This window comes from Cypionkella sp., from assembly GCF_036782355.1.
Lineage (GTDB): Bacteria > Pseudomonadota > Alphaproteobacteria > Rhodobacterales > Rhodobacteraceae > Cypionkella.
In genome coordinates this window covers 89,701-111,199 of record NZ_DAIPZF010000004.1, presented here as the reverse complement: position 1 = coordinate 111,199, position 21,499 = coordinate 89,701, and the positions used below count along the sequence as shown (strand labels likewise).

Genomic DNA, 21,499 nt, shown 5'->3' with positions numbered 1-21,499 from the left:
GTGGTAGGCCCGGAGGGACTCGAACCCCCAGCCAAGGCGTTATGAGCGCCCTGCTCTAACCATTGAGCTACAGGCCCACGCGGTGTTGTGCCTAACAGATCAGGCGCGCGGGTCAAGATGGCTGTTATTGTAAGGCTTGCGTTGCGCGCGGGGCTTGGATGGATTAAGGGGGCGCAAATGCCTTTCAGCTTGGGGACGATGCAGATGACCACGGGAAAAAATGGCCTGACCTATGCCGATGCCGGCGTCGATATTGATGCAGGCAACGCGCTTGTCGAGCGGATCAAGCCGGCGGCCAAACGCACGCAGCGTTCGGGCACAATGTCGGGCTTGGGCGGCTTTGGCGCTTTGTTTGATCTGAAGGGGGCGGGCTATAACGACCCGATTTTGGTCGCGGCCACCGACGGGGTTGGCACCAAGCTGCGCATCGCGATTGATACCGGCAATGTGGACACCATCGGCATTGATCTGGTGGCGATGTGCGTCAATGATCTGGTCTGCCAAGGCGCAGAGCCGTTGTTTTTTCTGGATTACTTTGCGACGGGCAAGCTGAATGTCGATGAGGCAACCCGCATCATCAACGGCATTGCGGCGGGCTGCGAAGCTTCGGGCTGCGCGCTGATCGGCGGCGAGACCGCCGAGATGCCGGGGATGTATCACAAGGGTGATTTCGATCTGGCAGGCTTTGCGGTGGGCGCGATGGAGCGCGGCGCTGATCTGCCTGCGGGCGTGGTTGCGGGCGATGTGCTGTTGGGTCTTGGCTCGAACGGGGTGCATTCGAACGGCTATTCTTTCGTGCGCAAAGTGGTCGAGATCTCGGGTCTGGGCTGGGAGGCGGCCTCGCCGTTTTCCGACGGCACTCTGGGCGAGGCCTTGCTTGCGCCGACACGGCTTTACGTCAAACAAGCGCTTGCCGCGGTGCGGGCAGGCGGCGTGCATGCGCTGGCCCATATCACCGGCGGCGGTCTGACCGAAAACCCGCCACGGGTAATCCCCGAGGGGCTGGCTTGCGAGATTGATCTGTCTAGCTGGCAGTTGCCGCCAGTGTTTCGCTGGTTGGCTGCGACCGCGCAGATGAGCCAGCCGGAACTGTTGAAGACCTTTAACTGCGGCATTGGCATGATGCTGGTGGTCGCAGCCGATCAGGCCGAGGCGCTGACGGCGCTGCTGCGCGCCGAGGGCGAGACGGTGGTGCAGATGGGCCGCGTTGTGGCGGGCGAGGGGGTTATCTATAAGGGTCAGCTGCTGTGAAGCGGGTTGTCCTCCTGATTTCGGGGGGCGGCTCGAACATGCTGCGGCTGGTCGAGGATATGGCGGGCGATCATCCGGCGCGCGCGGTGCTGGTGGCCTCGAACGACCCAGAGGCTGCGGGATTGGCGCGTGCGGCGGCTTTGGGGATTGCGACGGCGGCGGTGGATCATCGCCGCTTTGGCCGCGACCGCGCCGGCTTTGAGGCGGCCTTGCTGGCACCGATTTTGGCGGCAAAGCCCGATATCTTGTGCCTTGCGGGGTTTATGCGGGTGCTGACGCCGGCTTTTGTGGCGCAGTTTGAAGGGCGGATGCTGAACATTCACCCCTCGCTTTTGCCGAAATATCCCGGCCTGCACACCCATGCCCGCGCGCTTGCGGCGGGCGATACAGAGGCCGGCTGCACGGTGCATGAAGTCACGGCGGTGCTGGATGACGGCCCGATCCTGGGCCAAGCCCGCGTGCCGGTTTTGGCCACAGATGACGAGGCCAGCCTTGCCGCAAGGGTGCTGATCCAAGAGCACAGGCTTTATCCGGCGGTGCTGCGCCGCTTTGCGGCGGGCGAGCGCGGCCGGATTGATCTGACTTAACCGCCACGCGGGGGCTTTTGCAGCGGGGATCGACCCCGCCACAAAAGCTGCTGCCGCGCGCAGAGGATTGCCGCGGCGGTCTTGGCCTTGGCCCCTTGGAGGGCTTTTCCCCAAGCTTTGGCGGGTCTGAAAGCGTAGCAGGGGTTTTCTTGGCCTGAAATGCTGCCTATAGCAGAGCAAAGGGGATGCCCCCCTGCGCTTTTGAAAGGCGAGACATGCGGACCATCACCACCACCCAAGACCTTGCCGCCTTTTGTGAAGCTGCCAAAAAAGAGCCCTATGTCACCATCGACACCGAGTTTCTGCGCGAGCGGACCTATTGGTCAAAGCTGTGCCTGATCCAGATGGCGCTGCCCGGCAAGACCGGCGATGCGGTGCTGGTGGACCCGATCGAAGGTGCGGCGATGAGCCTTGAGCCTTTGTATGATCTGTTTCGCCACGAGGCGACGGTGAAGGTGTTTCACGCCGCCCGCCAAGATCTGGAGATTTTCTTTGTCGAGGGCAATTGCTTTCCGGTGCCCCTGTTCGACACCCAAGTCGCGGCGATGGTCTGCGGCTTTGGCGAGCAGGTCGGCTATGAGACTTTGGTCAAGCGCATCGTCAAGGCCGATTTGGACAAGACCTCGCGCTTTACCGATTGGTCGCGCCGGCCTTTGACGCCTGCGCAAAGCGCCTATGCCTTGGCTGATGTCACCCATCTGCGCGGGATTTATGAATTTCTAGCAGCTCAGCTGGCCAAGAATGGCCGTCAGGCTTGGGTGGAAGAAGAGCTTGCGGTGCTGACCGATCCCGAGACCTATACCACCCGGCCAGACGAGGCTTGGCTGCGGGTCAAGACGCGCACCACCTCGGGGCGGTTCTTGGGGCTGGTCAAGACTTTGGCGAAGTTTCGCGAAGAATATGCGCAGGGCAACAATGTGCCGCGCAGCCGGGTGATGAAGGATGACGCGCTGCTCGAGCTGGCCTCGACCCGGCCGGTGACGGTGGAAGAGCTGGGCCGCTCACGGCTGTTGATGCGCGAGGGGCGCAAGCCCGAGATTGCCGAGGGCATTCTGGCGGCGGTCAAGGCAGGCATGGAGATGCGGCAGGAAGATCTGCCCAAACCCGATCTGAGCAAGGATCAGTTGCAGGTCAACCCTGCGCTGGCCGATCTGCTGCGGGTCCTGCTAAAGGCCAAGTCGGAAAGTCTGGGCGTGGCGCCGCGGCTGATCGCTTCGGCCTCGGATCTGGATATGATTGCGGCGGGCGAGCGCAATCTGGAGGCGCTGGCCGGATGGCGCGCCGAGGCCTTTGGCGACGACGCGCTGCGGCTTTGCCGGGGCGAGATCGCGCTTTCGGCCAAGGGCAACGCCGTGGTGGTGGTTAAGCTGTAACCAAACGCCTTAGCGGCTGCTGCTGCGGGCGTTTTTGGCACCTTGGACGATGATCTGGCGGACGTCTTGCAGCTTGATATTGCTTAGGCGCAGGCCGACCAGCACCTCGCGCGATTGCTGGTTGACCACGCCTGCGGCGCTGATTGGCGGGAAAATGCGGAAATCCAGCACCAAGCGGCCTTTGTCATCAACAGGCTGTGCGACCAATTCCGCGTCCCAATAGCCTTGGGTTGGCGGCAGACCGGTGGCGCGCACAATTGCCCCGCCGGGGAATTTGTCGATCTTCAGATCCAGCACAGTCTCGATCAACAGCCGATCATCGGGGGCGGCGGCCGCAAGCGGGATCGCCATCACCTCTTTCGAGCCGCCAAACCAATTGAACGGGTTCAGCTTGGATTTCCCCACGCTTGCACAGGCGGTCAGCGTGATCAGACTGACAAGAACGGCGGAACGGAACAGGCGCATCGGTTAATCCCCTTGCTGGCTGTTCCTTGGGTAGCCGATTGCGCGGCTTTTGAAAAGGTCGGATGGGCTGGACCTTTGGCCAGTGCCGCACTAGCTAAGAGGGCAGAGATGGAGACCAAAATGGCCACGCCTGCCTTTGAAGAGATTGCCGAGACCTTTGAATTCCTTGACGATTGGGAAGACCGCTATCGCCATGTCATTGATCTGGGCCGTGCGATGCCGGAATTAGAGCCAAGCTTTAAGGTGCCCGCGCTGAAGGTCGAGGGCTGTGCCAGCCAAGTTTGGCTGCGTCCGGTGCCAGAGGCGGGGCTGTTTCAGTTTCAGGGCGATTCCGATGCGATGATCGTGCGCGGCCTGATTGCGGTGCTGCATGCGCTTTATGCCGGTGTGCCGATGGCGCAGGTGGGCGCGATTGACGCCCATGCCGAATTGGCGCGGCTGGGTTTGAACGACCACTTGTCGGCGCAACGCTCGAACGGCGTGCGCGCGATGGTCGAGCGGATCCGCAAGGTCGCAGCCCAAGCCTAAAGCGGCGCGCAGGCGGCCTTGCACCAAGCGCGGGCTGTGGGCGAAAGACGGTCTTCAAGCTTGACCAGAACCTCGGCGTGATAGGCGTTGATCCAGCCGATTTCCGCAGGCGACAACAGCGTCGTGACGATCAAGCGGCGGTCAAAGGGCGCGAAGGTCAGGGTTTCAAACATCAGCTGGCTGCGCTCGGGGTCGCCCCCTTGCAGATGCGGTGCAGGTTGCACCACGATCAGGTTTTCCAGCCGGATGCCAAATTCGCCCTCGCGGTAATAGCCCGGTTCATTCGACAAGATCATGCCGACTTCAAACGGCACATCGGACACCCGGCTTAACCGCTGCGGCCCCTCATGCACCGACAGGAAGGCACCGACGCCGTGGCCGGTGCCGTGGTTGAAATCTTGCCCCGCCATCCAAAGCGCTGCCCGTGCCAGCGGGTCCAGATCGCGGCCGGCAAGGCCCTTGGGCCAGCGCGCGCGGCTGATCGCAATCACGCCTTGCAGCACGCGGGTATAGCAGGCCCGCGCATAATCGCCCGGATCGCCAATCGCCATGGTGCGGGTGATATCGGTGGTGCCGTCCAGATATTGCGCGCCCGAATCCACCAACAGCAGGGTGTCTTGCCCGACAATGCGGTTGCTTTGCTCGGTGACGCGGTAATGCATGATCGCGCCGTTTGGCCCCGCCCCGCAGATGGTGTCAAAACTGATGTCATGCAGCGCATTGGTGGCGCGGCGGTAGCCTTCCAGCGCGCGCACGGCCTCGATCTCGGTCAGGCCAGGTTGCGGCGCGCGCGCATCCAGCCAGCACAGAAATTCCACCATGGCAGCGCCATCGCGCAGATGCGCCTCGCGCATGCCCTGCACCTCGGCCTCGGTCTTGCAGGCCTTGGGCAGGCGGCAGGGGTCATCGCCCCAAGCCACGGCGAGGCCCGCCTCGGCCAGCAGGGTCGAGACCGCAAGCGGGGCTGTGCCGCGATCGACCCGCACGGGGTCTTGCAGGGCTTGCAGGGCTGCGGTGAAGCTGGGCAGCGGATGCAGGGCAACCTCGGCCCCCAGATGTGCAAGCGTGCTTTCGTCAAACTTGGCGGCATCGGCAAACAGCGCCAAGCCTCCATCATCGTGCAAAATCGCCAAGCCATGCAGCACCGGATTGCGCGGGACATCGGCGCCGCGGATGTTCAAAAGCCAGCACAGGCTGTCGGGCAGGGTGATCACGGCGGCGCGCTGGCCTGAGGCGCGCAAAGCCGCGGCCAGACGCGCGCGTTTTTCGCCACTGCTGGCGCCTGCCAGCGCATCGGGATGCGCGAAGGCACGGCCCAAGGGGGCGGCGGGCTGATCGGGCCAGATCGCATCGACGGCATTGGCGCAGGCGCGCAGGCTGATCTCGCTGCCCGCAAGCGCCTCTTGCAGCTTGGCGATTTCCTCGGCGCTGTGCAGCCATGGGTCAAAGCCCAGCACGCCCGCACCAAAATGCTGGCGGATCCAAGGCCCGGGCATCACCTCGGGCCAAGGCACGGGGGTGAACTGCGCCAGATCGACCTGACCTTTGACCTGCGTCCGGTAGCGCCCGTCGATGAACACGCCGGCCGCCTCGGGCAGCACCACGCAAAACCCAGCCGAGCCAGTAAAGCCTGTCAGCCACTGCAAGCGTTCGTCGCGGGCGGCGACATATTCGCCCTGATGCAGATCGGCGCGCGGCACGATAAAGCCCGCCAGCCCCTGCTGGGCCAGATGCGCGCGCAAATCAGCCAGACGCTGCGCCCCCGTTGCCGGATTTGCCTGAACGTCAAAGGTCTGAAACATGGCGTGCTCTTTCGCTCGGGCCGGTCAGCCGGTTTTGCGCATCAAGGCTTTGGCGCGCTTTTTGGGATCGGTGTCAAACAGACCGGCAAGCTGTTCGGTCATCGCACCGGCCAGTTGTTCAACATCGGTAATCGTCACCGCGCGCTGATAATAGCGGGTGACATCATGGCCGATGCCGATGGCAATCAGCTCGACCGCTTTTTTGCGTTCCACCATGGCGATGACATCGCGCAGGTGCTTTTCCAAAAAGCTGGCCGGATTGACCGAAAGCGTCGAATCGTCCACCGGCGCGCCATCCGAGATCACCATCAAAATCCGCCGCGCCTCGGGGCGGGCCATCATGCGGCGGTGCGCCCATTCCAGCGCCTCGCCGTCAATGTTTTCCTTTAGCAGCCCCTCTTTCATCATCAGCCCCAGATTGGGCCGCACCCGACGCCAAGGCGCATCGGCGGATTTATAGATGATGTGGCGCAGATCGTTCAGACGGCCAGGTTGCTGCGCGCGCCCTTGGGCCAGCCAGCGCTCGCGCGATTGGCCGCCCTTCCAGGCGCGGGTGGTAAAGCCAAGGATTTCAACCTTGACCGAGCAGCGTTCCAGCGTGCGGGCCAAAACATCGGCACAGATCGCCGCGATCGAGATCGGACGCCCGCGCATCGACCCCGAATTGTCGATCAGCAGCGTGACGCAGGTGTCGCGAAACTCGGTGTCTTTTTCCTGTTTGAACGACAAAGGCGTGGTCGGATTGGCGATCACCCGCGCAAGCCGGCCCGCGTCCAGCGTGCCCTCTTCCAGATCAAACAGCCACGACCGATTTTGCTGCGCCTGCAAGCGGCGCTGCAGCTTATTGGCCAGCCGCGAAACGGCACCCTTCAGCGGTTCCAATTGTTGGTCCAGATAGGCGCGCAGGCGTTCCAATTCGGCGGGTTCGGCCAGATCTTCGGCTTTGATTTCTTCATCAAAATCCGTGCTATAGACGGTATAGTTCGGGTCCGCATCGGAATAGGCGGGCGGCGGTGGCGGCTCTAACGGAGCCTCGCCTTCTGGCAGTTCGGCCTCGTCGCCCTGTTCCATATCGGCTTGGTCATCCATGGTGACCTGAGCTTGCGATTCGTCTTGTTGCTCTTCTTGGCTTTGCTCGGGCGAGGCTTCGCTGTCGTCGCCTTGCTCTTCTTCTGATCCTTCGGAATCGGGGGCGTCTTGGTCTTCTTCGGCGCCCTCGTCGCCGTCCAGATCTTCGGGCGCGTCGGGGTCATCGCCCAGCTGATCGCCATAGCCAAGATCGGCGATCACCCTGCGCGTCAGCCGCGCAAAAGCCGCCTGATCGGCAAGCGCGTCGTCCAGCGTCTCAAAGCTGCCCGCCGCTTGGCCTTCGATAAAGTCGCGCCACATCTCCATGACATTGGCAGCCCCCTTGGGCAGATCGCGCCCGGTGGCCAGATGGCGCACCAGATAGCCCGCCGCCACCGAAAGCGAGGCGTCTTCGCGTTTGACGATGCCAGAATAGCCCTTGCGCTCTGCCTCATGGGCGATTTTGGCGTCGATATTGCCTGCGGTGCCGGGCATGGCGCGCGCGCCCACGGCCTCGCAGCGCGCGGTTTCCATCGCGTCGTAAATCTCGCGGGCAAGCGGGCCGGTGGGGGCGTATTTCTGGGCGGTGGCGTCGTTGTGAAACTTGCGGCGCAGCGCAAAGGCGTCAGCGGTGCCGCGTGCAAGCAAAACCTCGTCACGGGTCATGCGGCGGCTGACCTGTGGCAGACGAATGCCGTCTTTGTTCATCCCCGCAGGGTCGACCGAATAGGTCACCGTCATCTCGGGGTCATTGGCCATGGTTTTCGTGGCCTCGGCGAGGGCCTTTTTGAACGGATCGGCTGGGTTGTCGGTTGGTTTGGTCATGGTCCGTCCAAAACGTAGGGTGGGGGTTTTCCCCCACCGCTGTGGAAGGTGGGGGAGGACCCCCACCCTACATTATTTCATTGCCATGCTTGCCGCGGATTCTGGCAGCTCTTCGGCAAAGCAGCGCTGGTAGAATTCGGCCACGGTCTGGCGCTCCAGCTCGTCGCATTTGTTCAGGAACGACAGCCGGAAGGCGTAGCCCACATTGCGGAAGATCTCGGCGTTTTCGGCCCAGTTCAGCACGGTGCGCGGCGACATCACGGTCGAGAGATCGCCGTTCATAAAGGCGGTGCGGGTCAGATCGGCGACGGTGACCATCTGCGAAATGGTCTTGCGGCCCTTTTCGTTGTTATAGTTCGGGCGCTTGGCCAGAACGATGGCGGATTCCGCGTCATGGCTAAGATAGTTCAAGGTGGCGACCAGCGACCAACGGTCCATCTGGGCTTGGTTGATCTGCTGGGTGCCGTGATAAAGCCCGGTGGTATCGCCAAGGCCCACGGTGTTGGCCGTGGCAAACAGGCGGAAAGACGGGTGCGGGGTGATGATCTCGTTTTGATCCAGCAGCGTCAGCTTGCCGTCGGTTTCCAGCACGCGCTGGATCACGAACATCACATCGGCGCGGCCCGCGTCATATTCATCAAACACAATCGCAACCGGATTGCGCAGCGCCCAAGGCAGGATGCCTTCGTGAAATTCGGTGACTTGCTTGCCGTCGCGCAGCTTGATCGCGTCTTTGCCGATCAGGTCGATCCGGCTGATGTGGCTGTCAAGGTTGACGCGCACGGTGGGCCAGTTCAGCCGCGCGCCGACCTGCTCGATATGGGTGGATTTGCCGGTGCCGTGATAGCCTTGGATCATCACGCGGCGGTTGTAGGCATAGCCTGCAAGGATCGCCAAAGTGGTGTCAGGGTCGAATTTATAGGTTGGATCAATCGCCGGCACGCGGTCGGTGGCTTCAGCAAACCCCTTAACCTTCATATCGGTATCGATCCCGAAAACCTCTCGGACCGAGATTTCTTCGGTGGGTTTCATCACTGTATCTGCCATTGCCCATGCCCATATCAAACTGGCGGGCATCTGGCCCGCGATCATGCGCCAAGTAGTGGAACATTCTGCGCAGGGCTGCAAGGGGCGGGGCGGCTCTCGTGGCGATCGGCGGGCGAAGTTGCTGCTTTTTCGCGGCGATGGCGTGAAAGTCGCCTTTGGATTTGCCCGCGCGACTGGACAGCGGCACAGCTGAGAGCTACCGATAAAGCAAGGGCGTTTTTGGCCCGCTTTGTGTCGAGGTGTCGTTTTGCCCATGCCGCTGCCAGATGTCTTCCCAGCCCGCCTTGCCGCAAGAACAGGTGTACGGCCATGACGAGGGCCAATGCAGCGATCTGGTATGCGCCAGACGGGTTTGATCCGGTAAAAAAGGGCATTAACGGGCGCAGAGTGGCGGGCGACTCGTTTCTGCGCGGGTTTTTGCGCCATGCCGATGTCGATGAAGTTGTGCTGGCACTGCATGGCGGCGAGGCCGCGGCCCAGCCGGTACGGGCCTTGGCGCAAGAGCTGCGCCCCCAACTGGCTCTGCGCGCGGTGGGCTTGCTGCATCCGCAAAAAATCGCGCCGGTCTCTACACTGTTCTTCCCCAGCCCGAATTTCAGCGCCGAAGCTTGGCGGCGCGCGCCCTATGGCACGCAGGCTTGGTCGATTTGCGGCATCACGCATACCACCTCGACCGCCGCGGTGATGCAGGGGTTTTTCGATTTGCGCATGGCGCCGGTGCAGCCTTGGGATGCGGTGATCTGCACCTCGCGTTCGGTGCTGGCCTCGGTCACTTATCTGATGGATCGCGCTGATGAGCATATTCGGAGCCATTTGCGCGCCACACCGCCGCCCCGCCCGATGCTGCCCGTGATTCCGCTGGGCGTGCATTGCGATGACTTTGCCCCTGATGCGGCGGCGGGGGCCTTGCTGCGGCAAAGGCTGGGGGCAGGGCCTCAGGATGTGGTGTTTAGCACCATCGCGCGGTTGACCCCGCATGAGAAATTTGACCCGCTGCCGATCTATATGGCGATGCAGGCAGCGCAGGCCCAGCTGCACGACCGCAAGTTGCATGTGGTGCTGTGTGGTCAGTTTCGCGATGAGTTCTCGCGCAAGGTGTTTGAAAACGGTGCAAGGGCGCTGATGCCGGATGTGGGCTTTGCGGTCTTGGATGGCGCGCTGGCGGCAGAGCGGAAAGCGGCGCTCTCGGGGGCGGATGTGTTTATGTTCCTGATTGATAACATTCAGGAAACCTTTGGCATCGCACCGCTGGAAGGCATGGCGGCAGGCCTGCCGCTGTTGGTGTCAGATTGGGATGGCATGAAAGACACCGTGCCGCCAGAGGTGGGCTTTCGCGTCACCAGCCGCACCTTGCCCGGCTCCTATCTAGCGTCAGAGGCGATGCGGTATCAGGGCGGAACCGACAGTTATCTGCAATATTGCGCGGCGACTTCGGCCTTGACCGAAATTGATCAGCCGGAATTGGTTGACCGGATCCTGACGCTGGCCCGCGATGGCGATTTGCGGCGGCGGATGGGGCGGGCGGCGCAGGCGCATGTGCGCGCGCATTATGATTGGTCGGTGATCGTGCCGCAGATGCAGGCGCTTTGGGCCGAGCAAGAGGCGATGCGCGTTGCGGCCAAACCCCTGCGCTATCGCTCCGATTCCTTGCCGATTGCGCCATCGCCGACGCATTATTTTGCCGCCTATCCGACCGAGCAGGTGACACTGAAAGACCAGCTTTTTGTCGCGGTGGACGGCGGGCCAGATTTGCAGGCCCTGCTGCGCATTCGCAACTACACTGCCACCAAACGGATGTTTGCCCCACCCGCCCAGATTGGCTCGGTCTTGGCGGTGGTGCAGGCCAAGGGCGGCTGCGATCTTGCCACCATCGAGACTGCCTGCGGGCTTACCAGCCTACAAGCGGCGCGGGTGGTGATCTGGCTGTTGAAATACAACCTGCTGCGCCGCGCCTGAGTTATTCTTTGAAATAGCGGCTGTCTTTGATCTGATCCCAAGCCCAGACCACCTCTTGCAGACGGTCTTCGTCTGACCGGTCGCCGCCGTTCATATCGGGGTGCAGGTCTTTGACCAAGCCTTTGTATTGCTTGCGGATATCGGTCTTGGTCCAGGTGTCGCGCGCGTCCAGAATCTCGATCGCCTTGCGCTCGGTTGCGGGCAGTTTGCGGGTGGCGTTCGAGGTGGGCTTGGCCGGATTGCGCGTGGCGTTGTTGCCCAGCAAAGACATCGGATCATCAACGCCAATGCGGTGCCAAGCGTTGCCATCATCCTTGCGCGAAAACGGTTTGGTCTCGCGCTCCCACAGACGGTCTTTTTCCAACAGCTTTTGGAATTCCTCGTCGGTGGCGGTGCCAAAGAAGTTCCACTTCAGGTTATATTCGCGGATGTGATCGCGGCAGAACCAAAAGTATTCGTCCAGATGATCGGGGCTTTTGGGCGCGCGATAGGCGCCCTTTTCTTTGCAATTGGGGAAATCGCAGGCCTTGTTCGAGGTTTCAAACGCCCCCGACATGCCACGGCGCGTGGTTTTGCGCTTGGCTTTATCCGACGAAACGCGGATGTCGAACTCAAAGGGGGGACGGTTTGTCATGTTCTGGCCTTTCCGACTCGGAGGCAAGAGTTTAGCCTTTTGAGCGGCAGATTGAAGGGGGTTGCACGAAAAAATGAGCATCGAGAACGAGTTGACACAGCGATTGACAGCAGCTTTTGCGCCCGAACGCCTAGAGGTGGTCAATGACAGCCATAAACACGCGGGCCATATGGGCGATGATGGCACCGGAGAGAGCCATTTCACCGTGCTGATCCGCGCGAAAGATTTTGGCCCGATGTCGCGGGTGGCGCGACACCGGGCCGTTCATGCAGCGATTGGTGATTTAAACCAGCGCATTCACGCGCTGGCCTTGGATATCAGCGCGCCTTAAGTTCAAGCCGGCGGGCGTGCAGCACGGGTTCGGTATAGCCCGATGGCTGCACGCGGCCTTTGAAAACAAGGTCTTGCGTGGCTTTATAGGCGATGCCGTCAAAGCCGGGGGCCATCGGGGTATAGGCGGGATCGCCTGCGTTCTGACGGTCCACCACTGCGGCCATTTTGCGCAAAGCCGCCTCGACCTCATCAGGCGAGACGATGGCGTGATGCAGCCAATTGGCGATATGCTGGGCAGAAATCCGGCAGGTGGCGCGGTCTTCCATCAGGCCGACGTCATGCATATCGGGCACTTTCGAGCAGCCAACACCCTGATCAATCCAGCGCACCACATAGCCCAAGATGCCTTGGGCGTTGTTTTCCACCTCGGCCATGATCTGCGCAGTGGTCCATTTTTGATACGAGGCCAATGGAATTTCCAAAATGGTCTCGACATAGGCGCGACGACCGCCAGCCTTCAGCCGCTTTTGCACCGCAAAGACATCGACCTTGTGATAATGCAAGGCGTGCAGCGTGGCCGCGGTGGGCGAGGGCACCCAAGCGCAGTTGGCACCGGCTTTGGGATGGTCGATCTTTTGCTCCAGCATTGCCGCCATCAGATCGGGTGCCGCCCACATGCCCTTGCCGATCTGCGCGCGCCCCGACAGGCCACATTCCAGACCGATATCGACGTTCTGGTTTTCATAGCCGCCGATCCAGGATTTGCGTTTGATGAAATCCTTGCGCGAGAACGGCCCTGCCTCCATCGAGGTGTGGATCTCGTCGCCGGTGCGGTCCAGAAAGCCGGTGTTGATAAAGGCCACACGCGATTTCGCCGCACGGATACAGGATTTCAGGTTGACCGAGGTGCGGCGCTCTTCGTCCATGATGCCGATTTTGACGGTGTTGCGCGGCAGGCCAAGGATGTCTTCAACCCGGTCAAAGGTTTCGGCGGCAAAGGCCACTTCTTCGGGGCCGTGCATTTTGGGCTTAACCACATAGACCGAGCCATGGTGCGAATTGCGCAGGCCTTCGGTCTTTTGCAGGTCATGCTTGGCGATCAGGGTGGTGATCAGCGCATCCATCAGACCTTCAAAGATTTCCGAGCCGTCGGGCAGCAAAATCGCAGGGTTGGTCATCAGATGGCCAACATTGCGGATCCACAACAGCGCGCGGCCTTTCAGCGTCAGCGTGCTGCCATCGGCCGCGATAAAGCTGCGGTCTGCCGAAAGCTTGCGGGTGATCTGCCGCCCGCCTTTCGACAGATCTGCACTCAGGCTGCCTTGCATCAGGCCCAGCCAGTTCTCATAGGCTTGGGTCTTGTCGGCACCGTCAACGCAGGCCACGGAATCTTCGCAGTCCATGATCGCCGAGACAGCGCTTTCCAGCACGATATCGGCAAGACAGGCCTGATCGCGGCTGCCGATCATATGGGCGCGGTCAAAGATCAGCTCGACATGCAGGCCGTTGTTAACCAGCAGCACTGCGTCTGGCGCTTTGGGGTTGCCGCGATAGCCTGCGAATTTTGCAGGCGTGACCAGCGGCAGATCGTCGATCAAAAGCGCGCCGTTTTGCACATGATAGCGGCGCACATCGGCATGGCTTGCGCCGGCAATTGGAAAGGCCTCGTCCAGAAACACCCGGGCGCGAGCGACAACACGGGCACCACGGCCCTTGTCATAGCCGCCTGCGGGGGCGGCACTGCCCATGGCATCGGTGCCATAAAACGCGTCATAAAGGCTGCCCCAACGCGCATTGGCCGCGTTCAACGCATAGCGGGCATTGGTGATCGGCACCACCAGCTGCGGGCCGGGGATGCTGGCGATTTCGGGGTCAACATTGGCGGTGTCGATCTGGAAATCCTCGCCCTCGGGCAGCAGATAGCCGATCTCTTGCAAAAACGCCTTATAGGCAGCCGGATCATGCGGAGCATTGCGGTGGGCGATGTGCCAGTTGTCAATCTGGGTCTGCAGCGCATCCCGTTTTGCCAGCAGTGCGCGGTTCTTTGCCCCTTGGGTCACCGCCATATCGCTGAAGCCTGCCCAGAAGTCATCTGCGCCGACACCACTGCCGATCAGCGCCTTTGTTTCGATGAAATCTGCAAGGATTTTATCCACTTGCAAGCCGGCACGGGTGACACGTTGGGTCATAGGTTCCTCCTGGACGAATATTTGGCCGCAACCTAGCACAATGCCCCCCAACGGCAAGTTCACGCGGGCGCTATTTTCAGGGCAATGCTGAAAACACTTGCCTGCGATTTTTGAAAGCGCTTTGAGAATAACAGATCTGGCGCAATGGTGGCGCTGTGGTAGCGTGAAGCGGTGTTTCCCAGTTGGAGCCTTCCGATGATCCTAGATCCCGCCCTTGACCTAAGCCTGACGCGCGAGATTGCCCTGCCGCCTGCGGTGCTTTTTGCCTGCTGGACCCAAAGCCAGCATATCCCGCAGTTTTTTGTGCCCAAACCGCACCGGGTTGTGGCCTGCCATATCGACCTGCGTGTCGGCGGCGCCTTTAACACCAGCTTTGATGTCGACGGCGCAGTGATGCAGAACAACGGCGTCTGGCTGGAGATTGTGCCGGATAAAAAGCTTGTGTTTACAGATGCCTATACCGAAGGTTGGAAACCCGCGCCCGAGCCGTTTATGACCGCGATCATCACGCTGGATGATCTGGGCGACAATCGCAGCCGCTATACCGCGATTGCCCGCCACCGCAGCGCCGAGGCTGCCGAGACGCATCGGCAAATGGGGTTCTATCAGGGCTGGGGCACGGTGGTAGATCAGTTGGAAGCCTATGCGAGGGGCCTGTGATGCAAGACCGTCAGATCATATTGCACCGCCTGATGGCCGCGCCTGTGGCGGATGTTTGGCGCTGTTGGAGCGATCCTGCGATCTTGCCGCAGTGGTTCGGGCCCGAGGGATATCACTGTATCACCAAAGAGATAGACCTGCGCCAAGGCGGGCAGTGGTGCTTTGATATGATCGGGCCGGATGGCAAGGTTTGGCCAAACCGGCACCGATACACCCTGTTTGTGCCGCTGCAGCGGCTTGCGTTTTTGTTGGACGACGGGGCAGATGGCCCTGATCCGATGCAGATCGTGGTCGAGTTTGCGCCCGCAGTCGGGGGCAGCCAAATCACCCAGACCATGACCTTTCCCAGCCGCGAGATGTGTCAGGGCGCGCTGCAGTTTGGCGCTGATCGTCTGGGGCAGACCACCTTGGCCAAGTTAGAGGCCGCGGCGCTAAAACTCTAACCGCAATTGGCCTCGCAGCGGTTGCGCGGGGTTTTCGATCAGCGTGGGGCTCGGCTGTGCAACCACCCGCAAGGGCCGGCCAAAGCGCGCCCAGATCGCCTCTTGCGCGGCCCGATGCGCGGTGGCGATGTCGATCATCGGTTCGGGATAGCGCCGCCCCAACAGCCGCGCGGCCCCGGCCCATTTCCACGGGCTTTGCAGGCAGCTGTCGGGAACGGCGGCCAATTCTGGCAACCAATGGCGGGTGAACTGGCCGTCTGGGTCCAGATCAAGCGCTTGTTTTATCGGGTGAAACAGCCGTGGCGCTTCGGCTGTCAGGCCTGCGATGCGCAGGGCTTGCGGCCAAAACAGCGCGGGGTCGTAATCGGTCAGACGGCGGGCAAGGCCGGCGCTGGCCTGCATCGGGTCCAGCCCCAGATGATGCACGCCAAGGCTTAGCACCAGTGCGCGCAGCGGCTCGTTCAGCCAGCCTGTCGCCGCCAGATACCGCATCAGCGCATCCAGAAACGGCAATCCGGTTTGCCCCAGCAGCCAGGCGTTCAGGGCCGAGGTGGCAGCGATTGCGGCCAAATCTGGCGCGGGGCAGGGCGGCAGCACCGCGCGCGCGGCCAGTTTGCGGCCAAAACCGCCCAAGGCCGAGGCCCAGCGCCCCGAGGGCCGTTCGGCCAGCCGCGCGGTTATGGCTTGGTCCAGCTCGCGCAGCGACACCGTGCCCTGCGCCAGATGCGGCGACAGCCGCGACGAGGCGCGCTCTGCGCTATGGGGTTGCGCTTGGGCGCGGTGATAGCTTTCGCCGCGTGTGGTCAGAAAGGTGTTCAGCAGATCAAGCGCTTGCCCGCGCCCGCCGCGTTGGCGGTGCGCACAAGCATCAGGGCCCAGCCGCAGCAGTTGCGGCACCGGCAGCGGGGTCGAGATCAGATCGGCCACGCAGCGCAGCGCGGGGGGCGGCAAGGGCTCGCCCTGCAAAGGCTGTTCGGTCTCCAGCCAAGCAATCCCTGATGCCGCCGCCCAATCGGTCAAAGCGCGCGGCGCGCTGCCTTGGGTGACGATGGTGGTGATGGCATGGCGCGCGCAAAGCCGCGCCAGCACCTGTGCCACCGGCCCCGTGCGGATCAGCAAGGCTGCGCCAAGGCTGGCCAGATCGGCGCGCAAATCCTCGACAGATTCGGCAATAAACTGAAACTGCCGCGCCGAGGTGTCGCTGCGCGCCCATTGCTCGGGATCAAAAATATACACAGGCACCACCGCGCCCAAGCCCGCCGCAAGGGTCAGGGCGGCATGGTCATGGATGCGAAGATCTTGTCGGAACCACATGAGAACATTCATGGAACACAGCTTTAGCAAAGCCTGCGGTTCTGTAAAGATCTGGCGTGGGGATTATACCCGATTTTGCGGCAAGACTTTGAGATCAAACCAGATATAGCCACAGCTTTTGCGCTTTTGCCACAGCGCTTTGCGTAATCTTGCCCAATCTTGCGCGCGCTTGATTCGCTGCTTGCGTCTTGGCCGCATCTGGGAAAGTTTGGCGGCAAATCAGGAGACCGCCATGACCGCAGCCGATCCGCGCACGATCTATCTGAGCGATTATCAGCCCTACAGCCATCTGCTGGAGCAGGTGGAGCTATGCTTTCATCTGGATCCTGCGGCGACGCGGGTGAAGGCGCGGCTGCATATGGCCCCCAATCCGCTGCGCCCCGGCAAGCAAGATGTGCGGCTGGATGGCGAGGGGCTGAAGCTGATTTCTTGCGCGGTGAATGGCGAGGCGCTGAACGTGGTGCCCGATGCCACGGGCCTGTCGATTGCGGCGGCGCGTCTGCCCTCGGGGGCCTTTGTGCTGGAAACCGAGGTCGAGATCGCGCCCGAAGACAATACCGCGCTGGAGGGGCTTTATATGTCGAACGGCATGTATTGCACCCAATGCGAGGCCGAGGGCTTTCGCAAGATCACCTTTTACCCCGACCGACCCGATGTGATGACCCGTTTCAAGGTGCGGATCGAGGGCGATTTGCCGGTGCTGTTGTCGAACGGCAATCCGGTCGCCCAAGGTGCTGATTGGGCAGAATGGGATGATCCTTGGCCCAAGCCTGCCTATTTGTTCGCGCTGGTGGCGGGCGATCTGGTGAATTTTCCCGATCACTTCACCACGATGTCGGGCCGCGAGGTTGCGCTGAACATCTGGGTGCGGCCGGGAGACGAAGGGCGCTGCGCTTGGGGCATGGCCTCGTTGAAGGCCGCGATGCTTTGGGATGAACAGGTCTACGGGCGCGAATACGACTTGGACATTTTCAACATTGTTGCGGTTGATGACTTTAATATGGGCGCGATGGAGAACAAAGGGTTGAACATTTTCAACTCTAAGGCGGTGCTTGCCTCGGCGGATACCGCGACGGATGATGATTTCGCCCGCGTGGAATCGATCATCGCGCATGAGTATTTTCACAACTGGACCGGCAACCGCATCACCTGCCGCGATTGGTTTCAGCTGTGTTTGAAAGAGGGGCTGACGGTCTACCGCGATCAGCAGTTTTCCTCGGATCTGCGCTCGGCGCCGGTGAAACGCATCCAAGACGTTTTGGCCCTGCGCGCGCGGCAGTTTCGCGAAGATGGCGGGCCTTTGGCGCATCCGGTGCGCCCCGATCATTATATCGAGATCAACAATTTCTACACCGCGACCGTCTACGAGAAGGGTGCCGAGGTGATCGGCATGTTGCGCAGGCTGGTGGGCGATGCCGATTACGCCCGCGCGCTTGATCTTTATTTTGCGCGTCACGACGGGCAGGCGGCGACGATCGAAGATTGGCTGGCGGTGTTTGCCGAAGTCTCTGGCCGCGATCTGACCCAGTTTAAGCTGTGGTATACTCAGGCCGGCACGCCTGTGCTGAAGGTCAGCGAAGATTGGGCCGATGGCCGCTATACCCTGACGCTGGAACAGGAAAATCCGCCAACCCCCGGCCAGCCCGAAAAAGCGCCCAAGCTTATTCCGGTGGCGATTGGTCTGATTGGCCCGAATGGTGACGAGGTGGTGCCGACGCAGCTGCTGGAATTTGGCGAGGCCAAGCACAGCTATGTCTACGACGGTTTGGGGGCGCGGCCTGTGGCCTCGATCCTGCGCGGATTTTCGGCGCCGGTGATTGTGGAGCGCAGCGTCTCGATCGAGGATCGCGCGTTTTTGCTGGCGCATGACAGCGATGCGTTCAACCGCTGGGAGGCTGGGCGGACGCTGGGCAAAGAGCTGCTGGCGCGGATGATCACCGAAGCCGCCGAGCCTTTGCCCGAGTTTCTGGCGGCAATGGAGGCTTTGGCCTTTGATGACACACTCGAGCCTGCCTACCGCGCGCTTGCGCTGCGGTTGCCGTCGGAAGATGACATGGCCGCCACGCTGTTTGCAGCAGGCCATGTGCCTGATCCTGCGGCAATTCACGCCGCCCGCGACGCGCTGCATCTGGCGATGGCGCAGCAGATGCGGCCAAGGCTTGCGGCTTTGGAATCGGCGATGCATGTGCCGGGGGCCTATAGCCCCGATGCTGCCTCTGCGGGCAAACGCGCCCTGCGGCTTGGCGTGCTGGGCTTGCTTGCACGGCTGGATGGCGGATCGGCCGCGCGCGAGGCCTATTATGACGCCAGCAACATGACCGAAAGCTTTGGCGCGCTGGCGATTTTGCTGGAAATCGGCGAAGGCAGCACGGTTCTGGCTGATTTTGAAGAGAAATTCCAAGACGACCGCTTGGTGATGGACAAATGGTTCGCGGTGCAAGTCGCCTGCGCCAAGCCCGAAGCCATGGCCGATGTGGTGCGTGATCTGACCCAGCATCGCGGCTTTGACATTAAAAACCCCAACCGGTTCCGCGCGGTCTTTGGCGCGATGGCCGCCAATCATGCAGGCTTTCACGAGGCCGATGGCGCGGGCTATGATCTGCTGGCCGATTGGCTGATCAAGCTGGACCTTTTGAACCCGCAAACCGCGGCGCGGATGTCGACGGGGTTCGAAAGCTGGCCGCGCTATGACATTGACCGGCAGGAAATGATGCGCGCAGCGCTTGAGAGGATACTGGCGAGCAAAGGCCTAAGCCGCGATCTGGGGGAAATGGCTGCGCGGATGTTGGCGCGTTAGGCCTTGCAATAGGCCTGTTTGGCAGTCCAGGCGGCGATCTCGGCGCGCACGCGGGCCTTGCGCATTGGGCCCCAATCGCGCGCCACGCCCTTGGTGCCTTGGCCTGCAACCACGCCGTCGCGGCCAACTTGCCGCGCGATGATCTTCACCGCGCAGGCCAGATTGGCGCTGCCGTCTTTCAGCGCGCTGGCCGAGCGTGCTTCGCAGCGATAGGCAGCGGCGGTTTTGGGCGAGACCTGCATCAAACCGAAATAGCGCCCGCCTCCCGCTGCCTTGGGGTTAAAGCCGCTTTCATATTTCGCCAGCCCCGCCAAGACCGCGACCCAAAAGGCGTTGCGGTCTGGCTTTGACGCGGTGGCATAGCCTGGGCACCATGCGGCGATATCCTCGGGAACCCGGCTTGCGAGCTTGCTGTCAAAAAGTGCCACCTCTTGCAGGGCGGCACTGGTCCAATTGGCGGCCTCGCGGTGACCATCCCAGCGCATTTTGGGCAGAGCCTCTGCCTCTGCGGCAAAGCCGTTGGCAAGGACCGAAAACACGAGGGCAAGGCAAAGGGAAAACCGCATCGACACGCTTTGAGCAACACCGCGATCCGGTCGCGGCCTGACCGCTATCGCGACAAAACCGCAACCGGGCAAGCTTTCCACCGCTTTGCCGCCCCGCTTGGGCAGCTTTCCGCCAGAGCCACCCTTGCCGAAGCCGCGCGTCCTGCCTAAACAGGCTGAAGAACCTGACGGAGGCCTATGATGCTTGATCTGACCTATGAGATGCCGAAACCCAAAGTGATTGCGGGGCTCAAGCACGATTGGGAACTGGTGATCGGGATGGAAATCCACGCGCAGGTCTCGTCAAACGCCAAGCTGTTTTCTGGCGCCTCGACCCAAGTTGGGGCCGAGCCGAATTCAAACGTCGCCTTTGTGGATGCGGCGATGCCGGGCATGTTGCCGGTGATCAACGAATATTGCATCGAACAAGCGGTGCGCTCGGGTCTGGGTCTGAAGGCGCAGATCAACCTGCGCTCGGCCTTTGATCGCAAGAACTATTTCTACCCCGATCTGCCGCAGGGCTATCAGATCAGCCAGCTTTACCACCCCATCGTGGGCGAGGGCGAAGTGCTGGTCGAGATGGGCCCCGGCGTGGCGCGTCTGGTGCGGGTGGAACGCATTCACCTGGAACAAGACGCCGGCAAATCCATTCACGACATGGACCCGACAATGTCTTTCGTCGATTTCAACCGCACTGGCGTGGCGCTGATGGAAATCGTCAGCCGGCCTGACATTCGCAGCCCCGAAGAGGCCGCGGCCTATGTCGTCAAACTGCGCCAGATCCTGCGCTATCTGGGCACCTGTGACGGCAATATGCAAAACGGCAATCTGCGTGCCGATGTCAACGTTTCGGTCTGCCGCGCGGGTCAGTATGAGAAATACCAAGCCACGCAAGACTTTAGCCATCTGGGCACGCGGTGCGAGCTGAAGAATATGAACTCGATGAAGTTCATCCAATTGGCGATTGACGTCGAAGCCCGCCGCCAGATCGCGATTTTGGAAGATGGCGGCACGGTCACCCAAGAGACCCGGCTTTACGATCCTGACAAGAATGAAACCCGCTCGATGCGCAGCAAGGAAGAGGCGCATGATTACCGCTATTTCCCTTGCCCCGATCTGCTGCCGCTGGAAATTGAACAGGCTTGGGTCGATGACATCGCGGCTTCGATGCCAGAGCTGCCCGGCGCCAAAAAGGCGCGCTTTATGGGGGATTTCGGCCTGACCGATTATGACGCCAATGTGCTGACCGCCGATCTGGAAAACGCCGCCTTCTTCGAGGCCGTGGCGCAGGGCCGCGACGGCAAGCAGGCGGCAAATTGGGTGATCAACGAGCTGTTTGGCCGTCTGAACAAACAGGGTCTTGCGATTACCGACAGCCCGATGTCAGCCGCACAGCTGGGCGGCGTGCTGGATCTGATTGCCAAGGGCGAGATCACCGGCAAAATGGCCAAGGATCTGTTCGAGATCGTCTGGACCGAAGGCGGCGATCCGGCCGAGGTGGCCGCTGAGCGCGGTATGAAGGCCGTCACCGATACCGGTGCGATCGAAGCCGCACTTGATGCGCTGATTGCTGCCAACCCCGATCAGGTCGAAAAGGCCCGCGTTAATGCCAAGCTTGCCGGTTGGTTCACCGGCCAAGTGCTGAAATCCACCGGAGGCAAGGCCAATCCGGCCGTGGTGGGCGCGATGGTGGCGCAAAAGCTGGGGCTATAACTGCTATTGGTTTGGCCTTGGCGCGCAAC

At 61.6% G+C, this 21,499-nt stretch carries 18 protein-coding genes and 1 tRNA gene; 10 read left to right on the top strand and 9 right to left on the bottom strand.

Annotated elements, in window-relative coordinates:
* Nucleotide 1: 1 nt before the first annotated feature.
* Nucleotides 2–77 (bottom strand) — tRNA-Ile (locus V7Q10_RS02920).
* Nucleotides 78–204: 127 nt separating this feature from the next.
* Between V7Q10_RS02920 and purM the strand changes: the two genes are divergently transcribed.
* The 3 genes from purM (at nt 205) to rnd (ending at nt 3,211) form a co-directional block, all read left to right on the top strand.
* Complete coding sequence (purM, locus tag V7Q10_RS02915) at nt 205–1,251, top strand: phosphoribosylformylglycinamidine cyclo-ligase (RefSeq protein WP_333867546.1); 1,047 nt, start codon at nt 205–207, stop codon at nt 1,249–1,251.
* On the top strand, nt 1,248–1,838 hold the full coding sequence (purN, locus tag V7Q10_RS02910; protein WP_333867542.1) for a phosphoribosylglycinamide formyltransferase: 591 nt from the start codon (nt 1,248–1,250) through the stop codon (nt 1,836–1,838). Before purM ends, purN begins: the two co-directional genes overlap by 4 nt.
* 215 nt (nt 1,839–2,053) lie before the next feature.
* Nucleotides 2,054–3,211: a ribonuclease D gene (gene rnd, locus V7Q10_RS02905; RefSeq protein WP_333867541.1), complete on the top strand. Its 1,158-nt coding sequence runs from the start codon at nt 2,054–2,056 to the stop codon at nt 3,209–3,211.
* A gap of 9 nt (nt 3,212–3,220) precedes the next feature.
* Here rnd and V7Q10_RS02900 read toward each other — a convergent pair whose 3' ends face one another.
* A complete protein-coding gene (locus tag V7Q10_RS02900; RefSeq protein ID WP_333867540.1) occupies nt 3,221–3,676 on the bottom strand; it encodes a hypothetical protein in 456 nt (151 codons plus the stop codon).
* 120 nt (nt 3,677–3,796) lie between these two features.
* Here V7Q10_RS02900 and V7Q10_RS02895 point away from each other — a divergent pair, with 120 nt between their 5' ends.
* The gene (locus V7Q10_RS02895; RefSeq protein ID WP_333867539.1) at nt 3,797–4,204 is read left to right on the top strand and encodes a SufE family protein; all 408 of its coding nucleotides are present in this window, start codon (nt 3,797–3,799) and stop codon (nt 4,202–4,204) included.
* Here V7Q10_RS02895 and V7Q10_RS02890 read toward each other — a convergent pair.
* From V7Q10_RS02890 to cobS, 3 genes are all read right to left on the bottom strand, one after another.
* Complete coding sequence (locus tag V7Q10_RS02890; protein WP_333867538.1) at nt 4,201–6,006, bottom strand: aminopeptidase P family protein; 1,806 nt, start codon at nt 6,004–6,006, stop codon at nt 4,201–4,203. The two genes, V7Q10_RS02895 and V7Q10_RS02890, sit on opposite strands and share 4 nt — an antisense overlap.
* A gap of 24 nt (nt 6,007–6,030) precedes the next feature.
* Nucleotides 6,031–7,899, bottom strand: a complete 1,869-nt coding sequence (cobT, locus tag V7Q10_RS02885; protein WP_333867537.1) for a cobaltochelatase subunit CobT — start codon at nt 7,897–7,899, stop codon at nt 6,031–6,033.
* Nucleotides 7,900–7,971: 72 nt separating this feature from the next.
* Nucleotides 7,972–8,946: a cobaltochelatase subunit CobS gene (gene cobS, locus V7Q10_RS02880; RefSeq protein WP_333867536.1), complete on the bottom strand. Its 975-nt coding sequence runs from the start codon at nt 8,944–8,946 to the stop codon at nt 7,972–7,974.
* A gap of 309 nt (nt 8,947–9,255) precedes the next feature.
* On the opposite strand from cobS, the gene V7Q10_RS02875 reads away from it, so the two are divergent.
* On the top strand, nt 9,256–10,902 hold the full coding sequence (locus V7Q10_RS02875) for a glycosyltransferase family 4 protein (protein WP_333867535.1): 1,647 nt from the start codon (nt 9,256–9,258) through the stop codon (nt 10,900–10,902).
* A 1-nt stretch (nt 10,903) separates the two neighbouring features.
* Here the strand turns inward: V7Q10_RS02875 and V7Q10_RS02870 are convergent, their stop codons facing one another.
* On the bottom strand, nt 10,904–11,536 hold the full coding sequence (locus tag V7Q10_RS02870) for a DnaJ domain-containing protein (RefSeq protein WP_333867534.1): 633 nt from the start codon (nt 11,534–11,536) through the stop codon (nt 10,904–10,906).
* A gap of 73 nt (nt 11,537–11,609) precedes the next feature.
* Between V7Q10_RS02870 and V7Q10_RS02865 the strand changes: the two genes are divergently transcribed.
* Nucleotides 11,610–11,867 (top strand): BolA family protein, encoded by a 258-nt coding sequence (locus tag V7Q10_RS02865; protein ID WP_333867533.1) that lies wholly within the window; start codon nt 11,610–11,612, stop codon nt 11,865–11,867.
* Here the strand turns inward: V7Q10_RS02865 and V7Q10_RS02860 are convergent.
* Nucleotides 11,854–13,998, bottom strand: a complete 2,145-nt coding sequence (locus V7Q10_RS02860; RefSeq protein WP_333867532.1) for a malate synthase G — start codon at nt 13,996–13,998, stop codon at nt 11,854–11,856. The two genes, V7Q10_RS02865 and V7Q10_RS02860, sit on opposite strands and share 14 nt — an antisense overlap.
* A gap of 195 nt (nt 13,999–14,193) precedes the next feature.
* Between V7Q10_RS02860 and V7Q10_RS02855 the strand changes: the two genes are divergently transcribed.
* Both V7Q10_RS02855 and V7Q10_RS02850 read left to right on the top strand, forming a co-directional pair.
* Nucleotides 14,194–14,658, top strand: a complete 465-nt coding sequence (locus V7Q10_RS02855) for an SRPBCC family protein (protein WP_333867531.1) — start codon at nt 14,194–14,196, stop codon at nt 14,656–14,658.
* Nucleotides 14,658–15,101, top strand: coding sequence for an SRPBCC domain-containing protein (locus tag V7Q10_RS02850; RefSeq protein ID WP_333867530.1), 444 nt, complete (start codon nt 14,658–14,660; stop codon nt 15,099–15,101). The genes V7Q10_RS02855 and V7Q10_RS02850 overlap by 1 nt, the downstream gene beginning before the upstream one ends.
* Here the strand turns inward: V7Q10_RS02850 and V7Q10_RS02845 are convergent.
* Complete coding sequence (locus V7Q10_RS02845) at nt 15,090–16,427, bottom strand: FAD-binding domain-containing protein (protein WP_333867529.1); 1,338 nt, start codon at nt 16,425–16,427, stop codon at nt 15,090–15,092. The genes V7Q10_RS02850 and V7Q10_RS02845 overlap by 12 nt on opposite strands.
* Before the next feature lie 220 nt (nt 16,428–16,647).
* On the opposite strand from V7Q10_RS02845, the gene pepN reads away from it, so the two are divergent.
* The gene (gene pepN, locus V7Q10_RS02840) at nt 16,648–19,212 is read left to right on the top strand and encodes an aminopeptidase N (RefSeq protein ID WP_333867528.1); all 2,565 of its coding nucleotides are present in this window, start codon (nt 16,648–16,650) and stop codon (nt 19,210–19,212) included.
* Here pepN and V7Q10_RS02835 read toward each other — a convergent pair.
* Nucleotides 19,209–19,778: a lytic transglycosylase domain-containing protein gene (locus tag V7Q10_RS02835; RefSeq protein WP_333867527.1), complete on the bottom strand. Its 570-nt coding sequence runs from the start codon at nt 19,776–19,778 to the stop codon at nt 19,209–19,211. The genes pepN and V7Q10_RS02835 overlap by 4 nt on opposite strands.
* Before the next feature lie 180 nt (nt 19,779–19,958).
* Between V7Q10_RS02835 and gatB the strand changes: the two genes are divergently transcribed.
* Nucleotides 19,959–21,470 carry an Asp-tRNA(Asn)/Glu-tRNA(Gln) amidotransferase subunit GatB gene (gene gatB / locus V7Q10_RS02830; protein WP_333867526.1) on the top strand — a complete coding sequence of 504 codons (1,512 nt, stop codon included), beginning with the start codon at nt 19,959–19,961 and terminating at the stop codon, nt 21,468–21,470.
* Nucleotides 21,471–21,499 lie beyond the last annotated feature (29 nt).